Here is a 20,582-nt window from a genome sequence, read left to right as displayed (position 1 = left end):
TACCGGTACGGGTTCCGGCTCACGTGTGCGAATGGGGTCCGGCTCACGTGCGGGTACGGGTTCCGGCTCGCTCACCGGTACGGGTTCGGCGACGCTCCCCAGCCCGGTGGCACCCGCCATCAGCGCATCCGCCCGGCGCCGCGCGGCCGCCACCGCAAGGGCGGAACGACCTTGCGCGGACCGCCGCCCCCGGGTGCGGGCCCCGGAACGGGCGCCGGGGCCCGCACCTGCACGGCCGCTCGGGCGAGTGCCGGATCCGTGCCGCGCCCGGACGGGCGTCCGCCCGGGCAACGGGCCGGGCGGAGGCAGGAATGTTGAGGAGGAAGGGGAAGAGGAAGGGGCGCTGGGGGTGGAGGTGGACGAGGAATCGGACGACGGGGCAGGGGTGGGTGGAGCGTCGGGAGTCGACGCCCGAGGAGATCGAAGGGCCATGCCTCACGACGTTAGGCACATCCGCCCGACCCCGCTGAACAGCGCCGATTCCTGTGGACAGTCCGGCAGTTGTGGACAACTCGGCCACCCGTCGGAGTGAAGCTCCGTGCCGTCAGCCGCTCAACACGACGCGACCCGCGCCTTCACCGGGGCCGGATCACCGCAGCGAGATCACCGCACCGAGCAGCCCCGGCCCCGTGTGCGCCCCGATCACCGCGCCGACCTCGCTGACGTAGAGATCGACCAGGCCGGAAACGCGCTCGCGCAGCCGCTCGGCCAGGCGCTCCGCGCGCTCCGGGGCGGCGAGGTGGTGGACGGCGATGTCCACCGGGGCCGTACCCGCCCGCTCAGCGACGATCTCTTCCAGGCGGGCGATGGCCTTGGACGCCGTCCGCACCTTCTCCAGCATCTCGATCCGTCCCCCGTCGAGCTCCAGGATCGGCTTCACCGCCAACGCGGATCCCAGCAGGGCCTGCGCCGCGCCGATGCGTCCGCCCCGGCGCAGATAGTCGAGAGTGTCGACATAGAAATACGCCGAGGTGCCGGCGGCACGCTTCTCCGCGGCCGACACCGCTTCGTCCAGGCCGCCGCCCGCCTCGGCGGTCTCCGCCGCCGCCAGAGCGCAGAACCCCAGGGCCATGGCGACCATGCCGGTGTCCACGACGCGTACCGGAACGGGGGCGTCCTTCGCCGCGAGCAGCGCGGCGTCGTACGTGCCGGAGAACTCCGACGACAGGTGCAGCGACACCACCGCGTCCGCCCCGCCCTCGGCCGCCGTCCGGTAGGCCGCGGCGAAGACCTCGGGGCTGGGACGGGACGTGGTCACGGAGTGGCGTTTCTGCAGAGCCAGGGCGAGCGAGCGGGCCGAGATCTCCGTGCCCTCCTCCAGCGCCCGGTCGCCCAGCACGACGGTCAGCGGCACTGCGGTGATGCCGTGCCGTTCCATCGTCGGGCGCGGCAGGTAGGCCGTGGAATCGGTGACGATAGCGACATGGCGGGACATGAGCCGGAGGTTACCTGGCGTGGTGGGAGTGCGGCAGCCCGGCCCCGGCCCTCTGATCATTCATGGCCGCTTCGGAGCGTATCCGGTCGGGTCGTACCCGCTCGGGCGGAGTCGCACGGGCGGAGTCGCTCGGACCGGTGTGCGTCAGTTCGTCGTTTCCGGCCGGGTGGACTTCTGCCAGGGGTAGGTCGTGCGCAGCCGGGGGTCCGGTGCGGTGATCGCCTGCGGGCTCTCCTCACGGGCCGGTCCGGACCACGCCTGGTCGGCCGTCCCGGCCGCGGGGTCCGCCGAGGCGGCCGGCTCGGGCCAGTCCGTCCCGGGGCCGTGGTCCGGTGTCGAGGCGGACGCCCCGGCGCCGGATGCCCCCGACGGCTCCTCGACGGTCCAGTGCCGCAGCGCGCCGGCCTCGATGTCGATCTGCGCGTTCAGCGCGTCCAGGTCGTCGTCGGCGAACTGCCGCGCCCGGTCCCGCGCCGCCCAGCGCAGCGACTCCGCCGAGTGCGTGATCCGCTGCGTGCGTTCCTTGAGCTTGGGCAGCAGGCCCGCGACCGTCGCCCGGTCCGGCTCGCGCTCCAGCCGCTTCAGCTCGTCGTCCAGTTCGAGACCGTGCTCGCTCAGCCTCCGGAACAGCGCCACCGACTCCGCCAGGGACGCGTCCTCGGCGACACCGGCGTGCAGCGCGTCCTGCGTGGCCCGCATCGAGGTGCGCAGGGCGAGCCGGAGCTGCGCCAGCTCGCCGGCGACACCCGTCTGCCCGAAGCTCTTGGCCCGGAGCGTGGTGTCCTCCACCGTGCGCCGGGCCTGCGTGATCGTGCGGTCCACACCGCGCTTGGCCGCGCCGACGGCCTTCACCGTCGCGTAGACACCCAGCGCGACGAACGCGACCAAGAACAACGCCAGGATCGTGATCGCGGCTTCCATGAATGCCCCTCGATGTCTCGATGCGGCCGCCGGTACCGGACGCCCCCTCCACCGTAAACGGAACGGGCAGGCCGAGGGTTCCTTCGGAACCCCCAACCTGCCCGTAGGGGATGGCCCTCACCACGCACAGGGACCGTCGCGCGGCTGCCGTCGCCCGGCGGTCGTCACCAGCGGTCGTCACACGGCCGTGGTCACGCGGGAACGATGTTCACCAGCTTCGGCGCGCGCACGATCACCTTGCGGATCCCGGCCCCGCCCAGCGCCGCGACGACCGCCTCGTCGGCCAGGGCCAGCGCCTCCAGCTCCGCGTCCGTGATGGCGGGCGAGATCTCCAGGCGGGCCCGGACCTTGCCCTTGATCTGGACGACACAGGTGACGGTCTCGTCCACGACGTACGCCGGGTCCGCCACCGGGAAGTCCTGATGCACGACCGACTCGGTGTGGCCCAGCCGCCGCCACAGCTCCTCCGCGATGTGCGGAGCCAGGGGGGCGATCAGCAGGACCAGTCGTTCGGCGACGGAGCGCGACAGCGGGCCGCCGGCCTTCGTCAGGTGGTTGTTCAGCTCGGTGACCTTGGCGATGGCGGTGTTGAACCGCATCCCCGCCATGTCCTGGCCGACCCCGTCGATGGCCTTGTGCAGGGCACGCAGCGTCTCCTCGCCGGGCTCCGTGTCGACGACGGTGATCTCACCGGTCTCCTCGTCGACCACATTGCGCCACAGGCGCTGCAGCAGCCGGTACTGACCGACCACGGCCCGGGTGTCCCAGGGGCGCGACACGTCCAGGGGGCCCATCGCCATCTCGTACAGGCGCAGGGTGTCCGCACCGTACTCGGCACAGATCTCGTCCGGCGTGACCGCGTTCTTCAGGGACTTGCCCATCTTGCCCAGGACGCGGCTGACCTTCTCGCCCTCGTGGTAGAACGCGCCGTCGCGCTCCTCCACCTCGGCGGCGGGGACGGCGATGCCCCGGCTGTCCCGGTAGACGAAGGCCTGGATCATGCCCTGGTTGTACAGCTTGTGGAACGGCTCGGCGGAGGAGATGTGACCCAGGTCGTGCAGCACCTTGGACCAGAAGCGCGCGTACAGCAGGTGCAGCACAGCGTGCTCGGCGCCGCCGACGTACAGGTCGACACCGCCGGTGGGCCGGCCCTCGCGCGGGCCCATCCAGTACTGCTCGATGGCCGGGTCGACCAGCTGCCGGTCGTTGTTCGGGTCCAGGTAGCGCAGCTCGTACCAGCAGGAACCGGCCCAGTTGGGCATGGTGTTGGTCTCGCGGCGGTACTTCTTCGGGCCGTCGCCCAGGTCCAGCGTGACGTTGACCCAGTCGGCGTTGCGCGACAGCGGGGTCTCGGGCTGGGCGGTCGCGTCCTCCGGGTCGAAGGTGCGCGGGGAGTAGTCCTCGACCTCGGGCAGCTCCAGCGGCAGCATCGACTCGGGCAGCGGGTGGGCGATGCCGTCCTCGTCGTACACGATCGGGAACGGCTCGCCCCAGTAGCGCTGCCGGCTGAACAGCCAGTCGCGCAGCCGGAAGTTGACGGTGCCCTCACCGACGCCGTGCTCCTTCAGCCAGTCGGTGATCCTCGCCTTGGCCTCGACGACGCCCAGGCCGTCCAGCGAGATCTCCTCGTTCGCGGAGTTGACCAGCTTCGCGTCGTACGAACCGAAGGCGTCGTCCCACGTGGAGGGGTCGGTTCCGCGGTCGTCCGACGGCTGGACCACGCAGCGCATCGGCAGCTCGAAGGCGCGCGCGAAGGCGAAGTCGCGCGCGTCGTGCGCCGGTACGGCCATGATCGCGCCGGTGCCGTAGCCCATCAGGACGTAGTCGGCGATGAAGACGGGGACCTTCTCGCCGCTGACCGGGTTGGTCGCGTACGCACCGGTGAAGACGCCGGTCTTGTCCTTGGCCTCGGCCTGCCGCTCGACGTCGGACTTGGCGGCGGCCTGCTTGCGGTACGCGGTGACGGCCTCGGCCGGGCTCGCGTGGCCGCCGGTCCACACCGGGTGGGTGCCCTCGGGCCAGGCGGCAGGGATGATCCGCTCGACCATGTCGTGTTCGGGCGCCAGCACCATGTACGTCGCGCCGAACAGGGTGTCCTGGCGGGTGGTGAAGACGGTGATGCCGCCGGCGGTGTCCACCGGGAACTCGACCCGGGCGCCCTCGGAGCGTCCGATCCAGTTGCGCTGCTGCAGCTTGATGGCCTCGGGCCAGTCCAGCCCGTCCAGGTCGTTCAGCAGCCGGTCGGCGTAGGAGGTGATGCGCATGTTCCACTGGCGCAGCTTGGCCTTGAAGACGGGGAAGTTGCCGCGCTCGGAGCGGCCGTCGGCGGTGACCTCCTCGTTGGCCAGGACGGTGCCCAGACCGGGCGACCAGTTCACCGGGGCGTCGGAGGCGTACGCCAGGCGGTACTCGCTCAGCAGGTCGGCGCGCTCGGTGGCGCTCAGCGCGCTCCACTCACGGCCGTCGGGGGTCGCCCGCGCGGCGCTCTCGAACTGCTCGACCAGCTCGGCGATCGGGCGGGCCCGGTCGGCCTCGGTGTCGTACCAGGAGTTGAAGATCTGCAGGAAGATCCACTGCGTCCACTTGTAGTACTCGGACTCGATCGTCGCGAAGGAACGGCGGTTGTCGTGGCCCAGACCCAGCCGGCGCAGCTGGACCTTCATGTTCACCATGTTGGCCTCGGTGGAGACCCGGGGGTGGGTGCCCGTCTGGACGGCGTACTGCTCGGCGGGCAGACCGAAGGCGTCGAAGCCCAGGGTGTGCAGCACGTTGTGGCCGGTCATCCGCTGATGGCGGGCGTAGACATCGGTGGCGATGTAGCCCAGCGGGTGTCCGACGTGCAGGCCCGCACCCGAGGGGTACGGGAACATGTCCATGATGAACTTCTTCGGCTTGGCGGCCAGCTCCGGGTCGCCCGCCAGGTCACCGGTGGGGTTCGGCGCCTCGTACGTCCCCTCGGCGTCCCAGAAGTCCTGCCAGCGTGCCTCGATGTCGGCGGCCATCGCCGCCGTGTAGCGGTGCGGCGCGGCCGTCTCGGCTGCGGAATTCGTCTCGCTCATGATCCTCAAAGCTCCATCGATCGTCATCTGCCGGGAAACGAAAAATCCCCTCGCACAGGAGGGGACGCCGCGCTGACTCCGACCAGGCGTTCTCACCGGTCGGGACGGTTCAGCGCGGCTCGCTAAGCAGAAGGCGTACGGCACGCATGGCGTCAGGGTACCGCACGGGCCCGGAGGGGAGCGGGGAGTAACCAGGGGGCGGACACCGCGCGCGCGAGCCGGAAACCCCGCCGACCGCCCGTCGCTCTCCGTGGCCGACGCGTGACGCCCCTGTCGGCCGCCAAAGGCGTGGAGGAGTCGATTCCGAGCGGCGCGAAGCCATCCGGACAGACTTGACCCGAACAAAGAAGCGGGCCACCCGATCCGGATGGCCCGCTTCTTCACTGTCGATCTTGTGGAGCTAAGGAGAATTGAACTCCTGACCTCCTGCATGCCATGCAGGCGCTCTACCAACTGAGCTATAGCCCCTCGCTGCGTGCCGCCCGGTTTCCCTGGCGACATCGAGAACATTACACGGTCCCCCCGGTGCTTCACCAAATCGTTTCCGGTCCGCACCAATACGCCCGAATCATCCCGGATGGTGGATCGCCGGCCGCAGGTCAGGCGGTCGCGAAGGAGTAGAAGCGCTTGAGGGTGCAGTGCTCCTCCAGGAGCCTCCCGTAGATCGGCTCCCCCTCCAGCTCCCGGTAGGTCTCGATGGGGTCGCCTTTTATGATCAGCGCCCGCGCGCATTCCTCGCACCAGTACTGGTACTCCGCATTGAGCGGGTCCATGTCCCTGACGATGGGCGTACCACTGCCGCACCAGTCGCACTTACGCCTGTGTGCACCCATCAGTCAGCTCCAGCTGTGGCCGCAGGCCGTGCACACGTAGGAGACCCCTCCGTTGTCACCCAGAACCTGGGCCACATGGGACGAACCGCAGGACGGACAGCCGGGACGGGATCGATCTTCGAACGGTACGGGGCCGGGGAACGGGGCGGCGACAAGGGGCTGGTCGGGGATGTGTTCGCGACTCGCAGACATCGCGCTCCCTCCCGATCGGTACGTCGCCCCCTCCGGCGTTCCGATTCTGCCATGACCCCGCAAGGGGGTCAGCCCGCTCGGCACCCCCCATACGGAAGATCCCGCCCCCTGCTGGGGACGGGATCCTGATTGTGGAGCTAAGGAGAATTGAACTCCTGACCTCCTGCATGCCATGCAGGCGCTCTACCAACTGAGCTATAGCCCCGCTGTTCGCTGTTGTTTCCCTGCGTTTCCGCGCTGCGAACAAGAAGAACTTTAGCGTGCGACCGGCCGGAAAGTGAAATCCGGCCCGGGCCGCCCGAGGGCTGCCCGCGCGCGGCCTCTCAACTGCCTTCCGGCGGCGTCTAGTCGTCGTCGCCGAGGACCGGCTCAGGGAGCGTGCCGGCGTTGTGTTCCAGCAGACGCCAGCCGCGTGCACCCTCGCCGAGGACGGACCAGCAGCAGTTGGACAGCCCGCCGAGCCCTTCCCAGTGGTGCGCCTCCAGGCCCAGCAGCCGGCCGATCGTCGTCCTGATCGTGCCGCCGTGGCTGACCACGACGAGCGTGCCGTTCTCGGGAAGCTTCTCGGCGTGCTCCAGAACGACCGGGGCCGCCCGGTCGGCGACCTCGGTCTCCAGCTCGCCGCCACCCCGGCGTACGGGCTCTCCGCGCTTCCATGCCGCGTACTGATCGCCGTAACGCTCGATGATCTCCTGGTGGGTCAGCCCCTGCCAGGCACCGGCGTACGTCTCACGGAGTGCGGCGTCGTGGGCGACGGTGAGGCCGCTGACGGCGGAGAGCTCGGCGGCCGTGGCCGCCGCCCGTCGCAGGTCGGAGGCCACGATGGCGTCCGGCTTCAGCGAGGCGAGCAGCCGGGCGGCGCGGCGGGCCTGCCCGACGCCGGCCTCGGTGAGCTCGATGTCCGTGGAGCCCTGGAAACGGCGCTCCAGGTTCCACGCCGTCTGGCCGTGCCGCCAGAGGACGATCCTGCGGCCCGTGCCGCTGCTGCTGCCGTTCAGCTCTGGTCACCTTCCGTGCCGCCGTTGAGCTGTGCGTGCTCCTCGGCCTTGCCGCGGGTCTTGATCGCGTCCTCGGGGAGGGCGATCTCCGGGCAGTCCTTCCACAGGCGCTCCAGCGCGTAGAAGACACGCTCCTCGCTGTGCTGGACGTGGATGACGATGTCGACGTAGTCGAGGAGGATCCAGCGGGCGTCGCGGTCGCCCTCACGGCGCACCGGCTTGACGCCGAGCTCCTTCTGGAGCCGCTCCTCGATCTCGTCGACGATCGACTTGACCTGGCGGTCGTTGGGGGCCGAGGCCAGCAGGAAGGCGTCGGTGATCGACAGCACATCGCTGACGTCGTAGGCGATGATGTCGTGCGCGAGCCGGTCGGCGGCCGCCTGAGCGGCGGCGTTGATGAGCTCGATGGAGCGGTCCGTGGCGGTCACATGCAGGCTTTCGTCGGCGGTCGGATGCAACCTCTAGGGTCTCACGGACCACCGACAGAGCCGTACTGCGTTTCACGGGCGGGCTTCGGACGCGGATGCCGACCGGACTCACCGGACTCACCGGCGGATACCGCCGGGCTTTCACGACGGTCACCGGCCGCATCGGGGTCGGCGGCCGACGCCGGAGCGTCGGCCGCCGACCCCGAGCGGGCTACTGGACCTCGTAGTCCTGACCGAGGACCGCGGACACGTCGGCGTTGGCGGCCGGCTCGCCCTTCTTCACGTCACCTGCGGAAAGGCCCAGGGTCTTGGCCACCTCGACGGCCTTCTCCTTGTCCTCGGCGGACCGGTAGAGCACGACGGACGACGACTCGGCCTCTGCCTTGCCGCTGTCCACGAACGCGTAACCGCCGTTGACCAGCCGGACCCTGGCGGCTTCCGCGGCCTTCTGGTTCCCGGTGGCGTTGCGGACGGCGACCCGGAGCGGAGCACCCGCCTCGGGGGCCTTCACCGTGCCGCCGAGGATGTCCTTGACGACGCCACGGGTGTCCGCCTCGGTGAGCGTGCCGTCCTCCTGGACCGGCAGCAGGGCCGTCTTGTAGTCGCCGACCTTGGCACGCGAGGCCAGCTTGGCGAGCGAGGCCCCGAGGTCCTTCTCGGGCAGCGACGGGTCCAGCACCTGGAGGAGCGTCTCGATGGTGACGGTCGCGGCCTTGGGGTCCTCGGAGATCTTGCGCAATGTGGCCCGCATGACCTCGCCGAACCGCGTCAGCTGCTTGGCCTCGGGCTCCCCCGGCGCACGGTACGTGGCGTACGCGACGGCCATCGAGCCGCTGAGCGTCTGGCCCTCGCCCTTGTTCACCAGGGGCGACTCGCCCTTCTTCGCGCCGGGCACATCGGTGTCGGTGTCGACCTCGATGTTGCCGACCAGCTCGACGAGGTTCTCCAGATACGGGGTGTCCAGCCGCCAGGTGCCGGTGATCCGGGTGCCCAGGAGGGTGTCGATCGACTCCCGGGTGCCGGTCCTGCCGTCGTCCTCGACGGACTTGCCGAGTGTGGTGGTGGTTCCGTCGTCGGAGGCGACGGCGAGGGAGTTGGGCAGCAGGACGGTGGTGCCCTGCTTGGTGGTGGCGTTGTCGACGAGCAGCGCCGTCGAGGTGCCGCCCTTCTTCGTGTCGTGCAGGTGCACCACCATCATGTCGCGCTGCTGGGCGCCGGCGGCCACGGCCTTCTTCTCGTCCGATCCGGACAGACCCGGGATCATGTCGGCGGACCAGAGATAACCGGCCCCGCCGACGACGACGAGAACGGCGACGACTATCAGGGCGACCATCCGGTTGCGGCCCTTGCGCCGTGCCTCCTCGCGCCGCTCACTGCGGCTCTCGGTGAACTTCAGCCAGTCGATGACGTCTTCGGAGTCCTCGTCGGGCTCCTCGATGAACGAGAACTGCTCGGTGCGGTAGTCGGGGGCGGGCTTGCGCTGCCCCGGAAGCGCGGGCTCCGCCTCCGCTGCGTCCGGTGACGGCTGCGGCTGCTGCGGCTGCTGTGCGGGAGCCTGCTGCGGGGCCTGTTCCGGTGCGGGGGCCACGCCCTGCTGCGGCACGCTCCAGTGCTGGTCGGTGTCGACGGCGGCGGGCTGCTGCCCGGTGGCGTAGCCGTAGTCGGTGTAGGAGTCGTAGCCGTACCCCTGATCGGCGCCCTGGCCCTGTTGCGTCTGGGGCTGCTGAGGCGCCTGCCCCGGGTGTTGGCCGACGTAGGGGTCGTAACTCTGGGGCTGCTGCTGGGGGGTGCCGTACGCGTCGTAGCCGTAGCTGGTGTCCTGGGTCTGGTGCTGCCCCTGACCCGACTGGGCGGCGTAGGGGTCGTAACCCTGACCCTGCTGACCCTGCTGGTCGTACTGCTGCTGCCCCTGCTGCTGGTAGACCGGCTGCCCGTACGCGTCGTAGCCGATGATCCGCGGCTCTTGGTAGTACGGGTCGTACGAGTTCTGTCGGTCGTTCACCGGTGCCCCTCTCCGTGGCTCATTCGCCGCGGTACAGCTGGCGCTTGTCGATGTAGCGGACCACGCCGTCCGGCACCAGGTACCAGACCGGCTCCCCCTGCGCGACCCTCTCACGGCAGTCCGTGGACGAGATCGCCAGCGCGGGCACCTCCACGAGGGAGACGCCACCCTCGGGCAGCCCGTCGTCCGTGAGCACGTGACCCGGGCGGGTCACACCGATGAAGTGGGAGAGCGAGAACAGCTCCTCCGCGTCGCGCCAGGTGAGGATCTGGGACAACGCGTCGGCGCCGGTGATGAAGAAGAGGTCCGCGTCGCCGTGGACCTCGCGCAGATCCCGCAGCGTATCGATGGTGTACGTCGGTCCGCCACGGTCGATGTCACTGCGGCTGACGGAGAACTGCGGGTTGGACGCGGTGGCGATGACCGTCATCAGATAGCGGTCCTCGGCCGGGGAGACCTTCTTGTGGCTTTTCTGCCACGGCTGCCCGGTCGGGACGAAGACGACCTCGTCGAGATGGAACTGGGCGGCCACTTCACTGGCCGCCACCAGGTGTCCATGGTGGATCGGGTCGAATGTCCCGCCCATCACGCCGATACGGCGTTTGCCGGGGCCGGTAGGCACTTCCTGCTCTCCCATGCGTGCAGAGCCTACTGGCACAGCTGTACGCCCCTGACTCAGCGGTCGCGGTTGAAGCGGGTGGTGACCCACAGCAGGAACATCAGCGCGAGGAACGCCCCGGCGCCGACGAAGTAGGGGTTGAGGCTTTCGTGGTTGCCGCCCTCGCCGCCCTCGGAGGCGAGAGTGACCAGCTGGTGTGCGGTGCTCGTGAGGCTCATCTTCGGCAGGACCTATCGATCGTGAGTCGGAAGGAAGACGTCGGTCACATCGTATGCGGGACCCCCGGGCACGCTCACGGCGACTCAGTCGTTGTTGTCGTCGTTGCGGTATCCACGCAGCAGGAACCAAGCGAGCAGCACCGCTCCGAGGATCGAGACGAGCAGCACGATCCGGAGGGTGTCACCCGGTCCCTGCTCCTCGGACGCGGCGGCGAGAAGTACGGCGGTGTGCGGCATTTCGGGCGCTCCTCAAAGTTATCCACAGCCCCCCGCACACCGTAGCGCCAGCGCATACGCTGGGTTTTGTCCGGGGGACGAGCAACGTCTCGTACGAACAGGGGGCCATCCATGACCGACAACAGTCACGAGAACGTGCCGAGCAGGCAGCGCCGGCGATTCCCCGGGATCTCCTCCCGGGCCTACGAGCACCCCGCCGACCGCTCGGCCCTGGTGGCCCTGCGCAAGCTGACCGGGTTCGACACCGTGTTCAAGGCGCTCAGCGGGCTGCTCCCGGAGCGCAGCCTGCGGCTGCTCTTCCTCTCCGACTCCGTCCGGGTGAGCGACGCGCAGTTCGCCCACCTCAACGACATGCTGCGGGACGCGTGTTACATCCTGGACCTGGAGAAGGTCCCGCCGATGTACGTGAAGCAGGACCCGCAGCCCAACGCCATGTGCATCGGGCTGGACGAGCCGATCATCGTGGTCACCACCGGCCTGGTCGAACTGCTCGACGAGGAGGAGATGCGGGCGGTGGTGGGCCACGAGGTGGGCCACGCGCTCTCCGGTCACTCGGTGTACCGGACGATACTGCTCTTCCTGACCAACCTCGCCGTGAAGGTCGCCTGGATCCCGCTGGGCAATGTGGCGATCATGGCGATAGTGACGGCGCTGCGCGAGTGGTTCCGCAAGTCGGAGCTGTCCGCGGACCGGGCCGGGCTGCTGGTCGGCCAGGACATCACGGCCTCCATGCGGGGGCTGATGAAGATCGCGGGCGGCAATCACCTCCACGAGATGAACGTGGACGCCTTCCTCGCCCAGGCCGACGAGTACGAGAAGGGCGGCGACCTCCGGGACTCCGTCCTCAAGATCCTCAACGTGCTGCCCCGCACGCACCCGTTCACCACCGTGCGGGCCGCCGAGCTGAAGAAGTGGTCGGAGACCCGCGACTTCCAGCGGATCATGGACGGCCACTACCCGCGGCGCGACGCGGACAAGGACACCTCGGTGACCGACTCGTTCCGGGAGTCCGCGTCGCACTACGCGGACACGGTGCGCACCAGCAAGGACCCGCTGATGAAGCTGGTCGGCGACATCGCCGGCGGCGCGGGAGACCTGGGCGGCAAGCTGCGCGACCGGTTCACCGGGACCGGGGGTGCGAAGGGCGGGGCGCAGTCCCCGTCCGACGGTTCCGCTACGGACGGGGGCGAGACGTCCGGTCGTCCGCAGGACCCTGAGGAGGGGAGCCCGGGGGCGTCGTCGGGGCCGTCGGGGAGCTGACGGCCTCCAGGGTCCCGCACAGCGCCGCCACGGGCCGGCCCGTGGCGTACGGGTCGGTGGCGGCGGGTCCGCGGGCGTCCGCCCGTTCCCCGGCGAGGAGCGGGCGGAACATCCCGGTCGCGTCGGCCGAGCAGGACTGCGGCCCGGCCTGGACATGGGCGGTGCGCACCTCCAGGCGGTGGAGTCGCAGGTCTTCCCGGTCGAAGCGGAAGTGCAGCTCGCGCCGGACGGTGAACAGGGAGGCGTCGTCGTCCCGGTGGGGCCCGTCCGCCGGGCGCAGGGCGTAGGTGAACGTGTGGTCCGAGACGACGCCGAGGACGCCGGGGGCCTCCTCCTCATAGCTGAGGGTCCCCTCGACCCGGATCTGCGGGTCCGCGAGTTCCACCCGCTCCGGGTCGAAGCGCACCAGCCAGCCGGTGGCGGCGTGGCTCCCGTCGTCCGCCGGGCTGCTCAGGCTCTGTTCGAACTGGGCGCGCTGGTCCGGGTCGAGGAGGTGCTCGACGGGCCGCCGGACGGAGCCGGTGAGGACGTCGGGGTTCAGGGAGGACTCCACCAGGTAGTCCTTGGCGGTGGCGAGAGCGGCGGTGATCTGGCTGTCGGAGAAGTTCTGTGTGCGCTCGACGGTGGGGTAGTTGATGCCTGCCGCGCCCGCGCGGAATCCGGAGACCGGCTCGGCCCGGTACAGCCGCTCGGGTGACCCGCCCGGTACGGCGCCGCGGGGGGCCAGGGGGACGACGGTGGTCCGCAGGGGTTCGGCGCGTCGGGTGGCCGGTTGGGGGTACGGGCTCCGGAATCCGATGTACACGGCCACCGCGAAGGCCAGGGCGATGAGGACGACCAGGGCTATGGCGGCCCGGGAGCCGCCGCCGCTGCGGATGGAGACCTGCGCGTCGGGCAGTGGCCGGACGGCACGGGCGTGCTCGCCCATCCGTTCCCGCGCCGAGAACTCCTGCATCCGCGCAGCCTGGACGAACGATTCGTCGAAGACGAGCGAGCGGTATTCGTCCTCACCGCCCGCGGGGTTCTCGGGCGCACCGTCCGGTGGTTCTGAGCGGCCTGTCATGACTTCTCTCCCGATCTCCACACCGGTCGGTTCGGTGCGCAACGGTCTGTTTCGGCCGAGCGGCGTCCGCAGCGAGAAGCCCCCCTGGGAACGAGGGGTCACATCTTGAGGGTAGGTCGATTGCGGCCCGTGTAAACGCGGAGACAGCCGGGAACCGCGAGAGCGTCCGGGGCGGCCGTCGGCGAACGGGTGACGGAAGGGAGGGGTTCAGGGCACCCGGGGCTCGGCGGGGACCGTGGGGCGGGAGTAGTCCGCGGAGGCCGACGGAGCGGCCCCGGGCTTGTCCACGCCGCTGGTGACGGGCGGCGGCACCTGGTCCTGGCGGTTGTTCGATGCGCCCCGGTAGACCGCGGTGAAGGCGAGGGAGACCATGCCGATGCCCATCACCAGGGCGAGCAGCCAGGCGACCGGGCGGTGCCAGCGGGCGGAGTTGCGGTAGGGGCGCAGGGAGCCGCCGTGGCGTCCGTAGGGTCCCGGGGCTGAGTCGTCGTCCCCGCTGTCGTGGCCCACCCCGCTGCCGCGGTCCGGGTCGTCATCGAGGCCCTGGGGGTCGTGGTAGCCCCGGGGGCCGCCGTAGGGGTCGCACACGTCGTCGTCCGCGCGACGGCTCCGGCGGGCGCGGGCGGCGTCGGCCTCGGCGCGGGCCTCGGCGGCGGCGAGCAGGCGCTCCACGGCGGTGGGCTCGTGGACGGGCGCCGACCGGACGAAATCCTCGTCGAACACCACGGAGGCGAAGTCCTCGTCCGCGCCCCCGCGGTCGTCGTCGGGCTCCCAGCCGTCAGGAAACGGCTTGCCCCCCACGTCGTCCGGCACGGATTCAGCGTAGCCCGGCCGGGACCATTTGGGCAGGGATCCCCGCGAACTCCCCCGGATCGGCACGGAGGAACGCGCGGTCGGCCGAGGATGCCCTAGCGGGTGTGTCCGTCCCCCGTGACGATGTACTTCGTCGAGGTCAGCTCGGGCAGGCCCATCGGGCCGCGGGCGTGCAGCTTCTGCGTGGAGATGCCGATCTCGGCGCCGAAGCCGAACTGCCCGCCGTCCGTGAAGCGGGTGGAGGTGTTCACGGCGACCGCGGCCGAATCGACCAACTGGGTGAACCGGCGGGCGGCGGCCTGCGAGGTGGTGACGATCGCCTCGGTGTGGCCGGAGGACCAGAGCCGGATGTGGGCGACCGCCGCGTCCAGGGAGTCGACGACCGCCGCCGCGATGTCGTACGACAGGTACTCGGTCTCCCAGTCCTCCGCCGTCGCCGCGACCACGGTGGCCTTGGACCCCTCGGCGCGGGCGAGGACGTGCTCGTCGCCGTGGACGGTCACCCCGGCCTCGGCCAGCGCGTCCAGGGCGAGCGGCAGGAAGGCGTCCGCCACGTCCTTGTGGACGAGCAGGGTCTCGGCCGCGTTGCAGACGCTGGGGCGCTGGGCCTTGGAGTTGATCAGGATGTCGACCGCCATGGCCAGGTCCGTCTGCGCGTCGACGTAGACGTGGCAGTTGCCGGTGCCCGTCTCGATGACGGGCACGGTGGACTCCTCGACGACCGTGCGGATCAGCGAGGCGCCGCCGCGCGGGATGAGGACGTCGACCAGGCCGCGGGCCCGCATCAGTTCCGTCACGGAGTCACGGCTCTCGCCCGGTACGAGCTGCACCGCGTCGGCCGGCAGTCCGGAGCCGCCGACCGCGTCCCGCAGGACGCGGACGAGGGCGGTGTTGGAGGCGTAGGCGGAGGAGGAGCCGCGCAGCAGGACCGCGTTGCCGGACTTCAGGCAGAGAGCGGCGGCGTCGACGGTGACGTTGGGCCGGGCCTCGTAGATGATGCCGACCACACCGAGCGGGACCCGCACCTGCCGGAGGTCGATGCCGTTGGGCAGGGTCGAGCCGCGCACCACTTCGCCGACGGGGTCGGGGAGGGCCGCGACGTCCCGTACGTCGGCGGCGATGGCGCGGACGCGTTCCGGGGTGAGGGTGAGGCGGTCGATGATGCCTTCGCTCGTCCCGGCCTCGCGGGCGCGCTCGACGTCCTTCGCGTTGGCCTCGACGATCTCACTCGTGCGCACTTCGAGGGCGTCGGCGATGGCCAGCAGCGCGTCGTCCTTGGCCGCGCGCGGAAGCGGCGCGACGTCGGCGGCGGCGGCACGGGCCCGGTAGGCGGTCTGCGCGACCGGGGAGAGGTTGTCGTAGGGCGAGAGCGTGGTCATGCCCGCAGAGTAATGCGCACTCTGCGGGCATCCGTCACGTATCCCGTGATGCGAGACGGACGACCCGAGGGGCGGACGACCGGATCACCCCCGGATCACCCGGGAACACTCGCGGATCCCCCGTGATCACCCACGGGCCGGCCCGTGGTCGGTCCGGAGCCCCCGGGTCAGTAGGGGTGCACGCCCACGGGGGCCGCGGGCGGCGGCCCGTAACCCTCGGCGATCCGCAGGTGGTAGGTCTCGCGGTCGATGACTTCGAGGCCGACGATCTCCCAGGGCGGAAGCTGGGCGCTGGAGCGGTGCTCGCCCCACAGCCGCAGCGCGACCGCGGCCGCGTCGTGCAGGTCGCGGGCCTCTTCCCAGTAGCGGATCTCCGCGTGATCGCCCGCGTAGCGGCTGGTCAGCAGGAAGGGATGGTCGTGCGCGAGCTGTTCCAGGCCCCGTCTGACCTCCCCCAGCGGAGTCTCCGCGCCCGACACGCTGAGCGTGATGTGCCAGAGCTTGGACTGCGGGGACTCCTCCTTCGCCGTCGTGACCGGCTCCTGTTCGACGGTGTCCGCCGGGGTCGGATTCCGGTCGAAATCCGCCCCCGCTCCGACGCTCGTCAGGGCGCGGTTGGCCGTGCCTCGGGGCGGCGCCCCCGGGCGCGCTCGTCTCACCGGCGGCCTCCTGTGATGTGTTGCTGTGCGGTACCCCTGTTTCCCCACTACAAAGTGGACCAGTCCACAGCCGGGCGTGGGGTGCTTTTGGGGAAGGTCCCCGCTGGAAGGCGGGACTTTCAGCCGTTTCAGGGGGTGAGGCGCGGCGCGAGGAGGACCAGATCGTCCCTGTGTACGACCTCGCGTTCGTAGGCGGGCCCCAGTTCGCGGGCGAGATCCCGGGTGGAGCGGCCGAGCAGCTGGGGGATCTCCTTCGCGTCGAAGTTGACGAGCCCGCGGGCGACCGGGGTGCCGTGCGGATCGCGCAGTTCGACCGGGTCGCCGGCGCTGAACTCGCCCTCGACGGCGGAGATCCCGGCGGGCAGCAGCGAGGTGCGGCGCTCCACCACGGCCCGTACGGCGCCGTCGTCGAGGATGAGCGCGCCCTGCGGGGTGGAGGCGTGGGCCAGCCACAGGAGCCGGTCGGCGGAGCGGCGTCCGGTGCGGTGGAAGTACGTGCCGGTGTCGCGGCCCGCCAGCGCGTCGGCGACCCGGCTGGCGGAGGTGAGGACGACGGGGATGCCGGCGGCGGTGGCGATGCGGGCGGCCTCGACCTTGGTGACCATGCCGCCGGTGCCCACGCCCGCCTTCCCGGCGCTGCCGATGGTGACGCCGGCCAGGTCCGCGGGGCCGGTGACCTCGGCGATCCGGGAGGCGCCGGGGGTGCCGGGCGGTCCGTCGTAGAGGCCGTCCACGTCGGAGAGCAGGACGAGCAGGTCGGCGTGGACGAGGTGCGCGACGAGGGCGGCGAGCCGGTCGTTGTCGCCGAAGCGGATCTCGTCGGTGGCGACGGTGTCGTTCTCGTTGACGACGGGGACGGCGCCCATCTCCAGGAGCTTGTCCAGGGTGCTGTAGGCGTTTCGGTAGTGGCCGCGGCGGCTGGTGTCGTCGGCGGTGAGGAGCACTTGGCCGACGCGGACGCCGTAACGCGCGAACGAGGCGGTGTAGCGGGCCACGAGGAGGCCCTGGCCGACGCTGGCGGCGGCCTGCTGCCGAGCCAGGTCCTTGGGCCTGCGGACAAGGCCGAGCGGGGCGAGTCCGGCGGCGATGGCTCCGCTGGAGACGAGGACGACCTCACGTTCGCCGCCGTCCCTGACCTTGGCCAGGACGTCGACGAGGGCGTCGACCCGGTCGGCGTCGAGGCCGCCGGACGCCGTGGTGAGCGAGGAGGAGCCGACCTTGACGACGACCCTGCGGGCGCCGGTCACTGCCGGCTCGCGGCCCGACGGCCTCTGCTCTGCCACGTGCTTCCTCGCTGCTCTGGATCGCCCCGGTTCCGATGCGGGGCCCGCGTGCCGCCCCGGCACAGCACAGTACGCGAGCGGCCGCCCCCGCCGCCTGCCCGTTCCGCCCGGTGGACGTCGAAGGACGGCCGGTGAACGGGGTGCGGGCGGGCGGCGGGGGCGGCCGCGNGCTCAGCTCTGCTGCTCGTCCTTGACGGCGAGCATCCGGTCCACGACCCGGGCGGCGGCGCGGCCGTCGGAGGGCTCGCAGAAGTCGACCCGGAACTGGGCGTACTTCTCCTTGTACTCCTCGCTCACCGCGTCGATGTTCCGGATCGCGGAGACCAGGTCCTCGGAGGTCTTGATCAGCGGCCCGGGGGCGCGGGAGGTGAAGTCGAAGTAGAAGCCGCGCAGCGTGTCGCGGTAGTGCTCCAGGTCGTACGTGAAGAAGAGCATCGGCCGCCCGGAGTGCGCGAAGTCGAACAGCACCGAGGAGTAGTCCGTGATCAGCACGTCGGCGATCAGGTAGAGGTCGGCGATGTCCGGGTAGTACGTGACGTCGTAGACAAAGCCCTGTCCGGCTCCGGGGATGGAGTCGAGGACCTTGTGGTGCTTGCGGTAGAGCAGCACGTGGTCCTCGCCGAGCTCGCGCTTCGCGGCCTCGACGTCGATCTGGTTGTCGAGCTTGAAGCGGCGGCCGCCGTAGCGCTGGTCGTCGCGCCAGGTGGGCGCGTACAGGACGACCTTCTTGCCCGCGGGGATGCCGAGCTTCTCCCGTACGGCCGCGGCGCGCTTGACGCGGTCGGGGGCGTGGAAGACGTCGTTGCGCGGGTAGCCCGCTTCCAGGACCTCGCACTGGAGGCGGAAGGAGTTGGTCATGATCGGGGTGGTGAAGGCGTTCGGCGTGATGAACAGGCTGTACTGGCGGGAGCGCTGCGGGAGGCTCGCGATGTAGGCCAGGTTGGCCTTCGGGGTGCCGAGCAGGTCGGCGCCGATGCGCTTGAGCGGGGTGCCGTGCCAGGTCTGGACGACGACCTGGCCCTCACGGCGGACGAACCACTCGCGGATGCCGCCGTTGGTGACGACGTACCGGCTGCGGGCCAGCGCCTCGTACCACTCCTTGCTGCCCCATTCGACGCCGCGGACGCCGGGCGGCAGGACGACCTGCTGGTCGTGGACCATCGCGATGTGCTCGACCTCGGTGCCTCGGCGCTTGAGCTCCTCGTAGACCGCGCGGGGCGAGTCGGAGAACTGCTTGCCGCCGAAGCTGTTGTAGAGCACGGCCTCGCGCAGCGGCAGCTTGCGCTGCTCGGGGGTGTAGACGTCGCGCATCAGCCGCTGGCGGTAGGCGCCGCGCAGCTCCGGGTCGAGGACGGGGCCGGACTCCACGAAGATCCGGTCGAAGTCGAGCCGCTCGACGGTGTACGTGCGGTGCTCGCCCCGGTGGGCCAGCGGCAGCGTGTTCACGAGGTCGGGGCGGATCGTGACGGGAAGGTCGCGGGTGTGGTCCCACTCGGTGCGCAGGCGCAGGCGCGGCATCCAGCGGCCGGCGCGCAGTGGCACGGTGCCCTCGTAGGTGGGCATGGTGTCCGGGCGCAGGCGGGCGGTGAAGCGGCCGTCGGCGAACTCGACGGGCAGCGGGCGGTCCTCGTTGCGGCCGGTGTGGCGCAGGACCATCTTCATCTGCTCGGCGGGGCCGGTGTAGGCGCCGGACAGCACCAGTTCGCCCTCGGCGCTCCACTCGACGCTGTCGACGAGGGGCTGGACCGTGCGGACCTGCGGGGTGAAGTTCCCCGCGCCGTCGGTGAGGATCGCGAACTCGCGTCCTTCGGGCAGCGGGTGGACTCCGGTGACGGGCTTCGCGCCGCCCGTGGCACGGCGGGTGGTGCCGTCGGCGAAGACGATCAGCGCGCGGTACTTGACGGCCTTGCCGGGGCGTACGCCGCCGACGGGGAGGTCCGCGAAGTCCAGGCGGGCGGTGTGGCGGAGCCAGCCGTCGGCGCCGGTCTCGCCCTGCTGGAGCGGGAGGTCGGTGGCGAAACCGCTCGGCTCGTGGTCGATGCGCAGGGCGGTGGGGTATTTGCCCGCGGGGGTGGTGACGCGGGAGCGCAGGGTGACGGTGAGGGTCTCGCCGTCGGCTTCCTGGGCGACGATCTCGGCGGGGACGACGTCCACGGAGAGCTTGAGCCGGTTGCGGTCGAAGCCGGCGACGAGGCGGACGCCGTCGTCCAGGACCCGGGTGTAGCTGTGGCCGGCCGCGCCCGCGTTGTTCTTGGTGATGCTGCCCACGGACATGCCGCCGGGGCGCGGGATGCCGATGCCCAGGCGCCAGGTGCCGGGCTGCCACTGGCCGCGTACGCGGAGCCGGGACGGGTCGATGCCGATCTCGAAGCCGGACCAGTCGTAGTTGTGCAGGGCGCCCTTGGCTTCGGCGGTGGCGCGGGGCTCCAGGACGGTGCGCATGCGCAGCGGGAGGGCGGAGCGGCTGCCCTGGCGGCGGAGCGCGGCGACGCGCAGCGAGCGCTTGCCGGTGGCCGAGGGGACGTTGGGGATGTAGGCGTAGCCCTTGACGAGGAGCTTGCCGTCCTCCCAGCCGAGGTCGAGGAGCTTGCCGCGTACGGGAAGTTCGCTGCGGTTGAAGTTGCGCACCGAGGAGGGGAGCGAGGAGCTCTCGACGCCCGGCAGCTCGATGCGGGCACGCCGCAGACCGCGGACGGAGAAGGCTCCCGGGTTCTCGCGCTCGTAGTGCAGCAGGTCCACCAGCTCGTCACCGCGGCCGCTGGCCGCCAGGTGCCACTTGACCCGGGCCATCGGGGAGAACTGCCGTACGACCTTGGGGGCGGCACGGGCCAGGAAGTCCTTGGCCGCTCGGTGGAATTCGGGGCGCTCCTCGACCGGAGTCTCCGGGAAGTACTTCATGAGCCGGCTGAGCTCGTCGGGGATCGCTTCGAGGGACGCCACGGGTGGAGGGCCTTTCCGGGGGGACGTGCAGATGATGAACCCCAGGAGGACGGGGCGTTAATGAGACGTCTCCAACCGTCTCATGGTTGCCCCACAGTATGACGTGACACCTCTCACAGGACGAACCCGCCCCGGTCGTCGCCGGGGCGGGGAGAAGGGGCCTGGACCCCCCGGACACCGGGTCAGACGCGGTGGCCGCGGGGGGCGCGCACGGCGCTGAGCAGCGCCCGGCGGGCCTTGCGC

Annotated in this window: 18 protein-coding genes and 2 tRNA genes; 1 reads left to right on the top strand and 19 read right to left on the bottom strand. The window is 70.9% G+C overall.

The window, feature by feature from the left end; genetic code table 11:
• Positions 1-589: 589 nt before the first annotated feature.
• The 13 genes from CR470_RS07520 to CR470_RS39445 all read right to left on the bottom strand — a co-directional run bounded on the left by CR470_RS07520 (position 590) and on the right by CR470_RS39445 (position 10,942).
• Positions 590-1,435, bottom strand: coding sequence for a DegV family protein (locus tag CR470_RS07520; RefSeq protein WP_097866782.1), 846 nt, complete (start codon positions 1,433-1,435; stop codon positions 590-592).
• 144 nt (positions 1,436-1,579) lie between these two features.
• Positions 1,580-2,356 (bottom strand): hypothetical protein, encoded by a 777-nt coding sequence (locus CR470_RS07515; protein WP_097866781.1) that lies wholly within the window; start codon positions 2,354-2,356, stop codon positions 1,580-1,582.
• Positions 2,357-2,547: 191 nt separating this feature from the next.
• A complete protein-coding gene (leuS, locus tag CR470_RS07510; RefSeq protein ID WP_179892175.1) occupies positions 2,548-5,415 on the bottom strand; it encodes a leucine--tRNA ligase in 2,868 nt (955 codons plus the stop codon).
• Between the two features lie 395 nt (positions 5,416-5,810).
• Positions 5,811-5,883 (bottom strand) — tRNA-Ala (locus tag CR470_RS07505).
• A gap of 131 nt (positions 5,884-6,014) precedes the next feature.
• Complete coding sequence (locus CR470_RS07500) at positions 6,015-6,248, bottom strand: hypothetical protein (protein ID WP_097866779.1); 234 nt, start codon at positions 6,246-6,248, stop codon at positions 6,015-6,017.
• Positions 6,249-6,251: 3 nt separating this feature from the next.
• Positions 6,252-6,440: a hypothetical protein gene (locus CR470_RS40390; RefSeq protein ID WP_257138486.1), complete on the bottom strand. Its 189-nt coding sequence runs from the start codon at positions 6,438-6,440 to the stop codon at positions 6,252-6,254.
• A gap of 132 nt (positions 6,441-6,572) precedes the next feature.
• A tRNA-Ala gene (locus CR470_RS07490) sits at positions 6,573-6,645 on the bottom strand.
• A 139-nt stretch (positions 6,646-6,784) separates the two neighbouring features.
• Positions 6,785-7,438, bottom strand: coding sequence for a histidine phosphatase family protein (locus CR470_RS07485; RefSeq protein WP_097866778.1), 654 nt, complete (start codon positions 7,436-7,438; stop codon positions 6,785-6,787).
• Positions 7,435-7,866, bottom strand: coding sequence for a ribosome silencing factor (gene rsfS, locus CR470_RS07480; protein WP_007449662.1), 432 nt, complete (start codon positions 7,864-7,866; stop codon positions 7,435-7,437). Before rsfS ends, CR470_RS07485 begins: the two co-directional genes overlap by 4 nt.
• A 211-nt stretch (positions 7,867-8,077) precedes the next feature.
• The gene (locus CR470_RS07475) at positions 8,078-9,868 is read right to left on the bottom strand and encodes an LCP family protein (RefSeq protein ID WP_097866777.1); all 1,791 of its coding nucleotides are present in this window, start codon (positions 9,866-9,868) and stop codon (positions 8,078-8,080) included.
• Between the two features lie 19 nt (positions 9,869-9,887).
• The gene (gene nadD, locus CR470_RS07470; protein WP_026291102.1) at positions 9,888-10,505 is read right to left on the bottom strand and encodes a nicotinate-nucleotide adenylyltransferase; all 618 of its coding nucleotides are present in this window, start codon (positions 10,503-10,505) and stop codon (positions 9,888-9,890) included.
• A 38-nt stretch (positions 10,506-10,543) separates the two neighbouring features.
• Positions 10,544-10,705, bottom strand: coding sequence for a hypothetical protein (locus CR470_RS39450; RefSeq protein ID WP_018961242.1), 162 nt, complete (start codon positions 10,703-10,705; stop codon positions 10,544-10,546).
• An 84-nt stretch (positions 10,706-10,789) separates the two neighbouring features.
• Positions 10,790-10,942 (bottom strand): hypothetical protein, encoded by a 153-nt coding sequence (locus tag CR470_RS39445; protein ID WP_003969217.1) that lies wholly within the window; start codon positions 10,940-10,942, stop codon positions 10,790-10,792.
• A gap of 111 nt (positions 10,943-11,053) precedes the next feature.
• Here CR470_RS39445 and CR470_RS07465 point away from each other — a divergent pair, with 111 nt between their 5' ends.
• Positions 11,054-12,202, top strand: coding sequence for a M48 family metallopeptidase (locus CR470_RS07465; protein ID WP_097866776.1), 1,149 nt, complete (start codon positions 11,054-11,056; stop codon positions 12,200-12,202).
• Here CR470_RS07465 and CR470_RS07460 read toward each other — a convergent pair.
• From CR470_RS07460 to CR470_RS07435, 6 genes are all read right to left on the bottom strand, one after another.
• Positions 12,117-13,265 carry an SCO2583 family membrane protein gene (locus CR470_RS07460; protein ID WP_097866775.1) on the bottom strand — a complete coding sequence of 383 codons (1,149 nt, stop codon included), beginning with the start codon at positions 13,263-13,265 and terminating at the stop codon, positions 12,117-12,119. The genes CR470_RS07465 and CR470_RS07460 overlap by 86 nt on opposite strands.
• Positions 13,266-13,472: 207 nt before the next feature.
• The gene (locus CR470_RS07455; RefSeq protein WP_097866774.1) at positions 13,473-14,078 is read right to left on the bottom strand and encodes an SCO2584 family spore wall biosynthesis protein; all 606 of its coding nucleotides are present in this window, start codon (positions 14,076-14,078) and stop codon (positions 13,473-13,475) included.
• Positions 14,079-14,173: 95 nt separating this feature from the next.
• Positions 14,174-15,457, bottom strand: coding sequence for a glutamate-5-semialdehyde dehydrogenase (locus CR470_RS07450; RefSeq protein WP_097866773.1), 1,284 nt, complete (start codon positions 15,455-15,457; stop codon positions 14,174-14,176).
• 167 nt (positions 15,458-15,624) lie between these two features.
• Entirely contained in the window at positions 15,625-16,116 is a 492-nt protein-coding gene (locus CR470_RS07445; RefSeq protein WP_097866772.1) for a hypothetical protein, read from the bottom strand.
• Between the two features lie 128 nt (positions 16,117-16,244).
• Positions 16,245-17,399 carry a glutamate 5-kinase gene (proB, locus tag CR470_RS07440; RefSeq protein ID WP_179892174.1) on the bottom strand — a complete coding sequence of 385 codons (1,155 nt, stop codon included), beginning with the start codon at positions 17,397-17,399 and terminating at the stop codon, positions 16,245-16,247.
• A gap of 171 nt (positions 17,400-17,570) precedes the next feature.
• Complete coding sequence (locus CR470_RS07435; RefSeq protein WP_097866770.1) at positions 17,571-20,339, bottom strand: CDP-glycerol glycerophosphotransferase family protein; 2,769 nt, start codon at positions 20,337-20,339, stop codon at positions 17,571-17,573.
• Positions 20,340-20,582 lie beyond the last annotated feature (243 nt).

The organism is Streptomyces sp. rh34 (genome assembly GCF_002551245.1).
Classification (GTDB): domain Bacteria; phylum Actinomycetota; class Actinomycetes; order Streptomycetales; family Streptomycetaceae; genus Streptomyces.
The sequence above is the reverse complement of the archived record's forward strand: the minus strand, read 5'-3'. Positions and strand labels throughout refer to the sequence as shown.

Bases quoted from the DNA above. Each gene is read 5' to 3' on its own strand.
- CR470_RS07520 (WP_097866782.1), bottom strand. From the start codon at position 1,435: ATGTCCCGCCATGTCGCTATCGTCACCGATTCCACGGCCTACCTGCCG.
- CR470_RS07515 (WP_097866781.1), bottom strand. From the start codon at position 2,356: ATGGAAGCCGCGATCACGATCCTGGCGTTGTTCTTGGTCGCGTTCGTC.
- leuS (WP_179892175.1), bottom strand. From the start codon at position 5,415: ATGAGCGAGACGAATTCCGCAGCCGAGACGGCCGCGCCGCACCGCTAC.
- CR470_RS07500 (WP_097866779.1), bottom strand. From the start codon at position 6,248: ATGGGTGCACACAGGCGTAAGTGCGACTGGTGCGGCAGTGGTACGCCC.
- CR470_RS40390 (WP_257138486.1), bottom strand. From the start codon at position 6,440: ATGTCTGCGAGTCGCGAACACATCCCCGACCAGCCCCTTGTCGCCGCC.
- nadD (WP_026291102.1), bottom strand. From the start codon at position 10,505: ATGGGAGAGCAGGAAGTGCCTACCGGCCCCGGCAAACGCCGTATCGGC.
- CR470_RS39450 (WP_018961242.1), bottom strand. From the start codon at position 10,705: ATGAGCCTCACGAGCACCGCACACCAGCTGGTCACTCTCGCCTCCGAG.
- CR470_RS39445 (WP_003969217.1), bottom strand. From the start codon at position 10,942: ATGCCGCACACCGCCGTACTTCTCGCCGCCGCGTCCGAGGAGCAGGGA.
- CR470_RS07465 (WP_097866776.1), top strand. From the start codon at position 11,054: ATGACCGACAACAGTCACGAGAACGTGCCGAGCAGGCAGCGCCGGCGA.
- CR470_RS07460 (WP_097866775.1), bottom strand. From the start codon at position 13,265: ATGACAGGCCGCTCAGAACCACCGGACGGTGCGCCCGAGAACCCCGCG.
- CR470_RS07450 (WP_097866773.1), bottom strand. From the start codon at position 15,457: ATGACCACGCTCTCGCCCTACGACAACCTCTCCCCGGTCGCGCAGACC.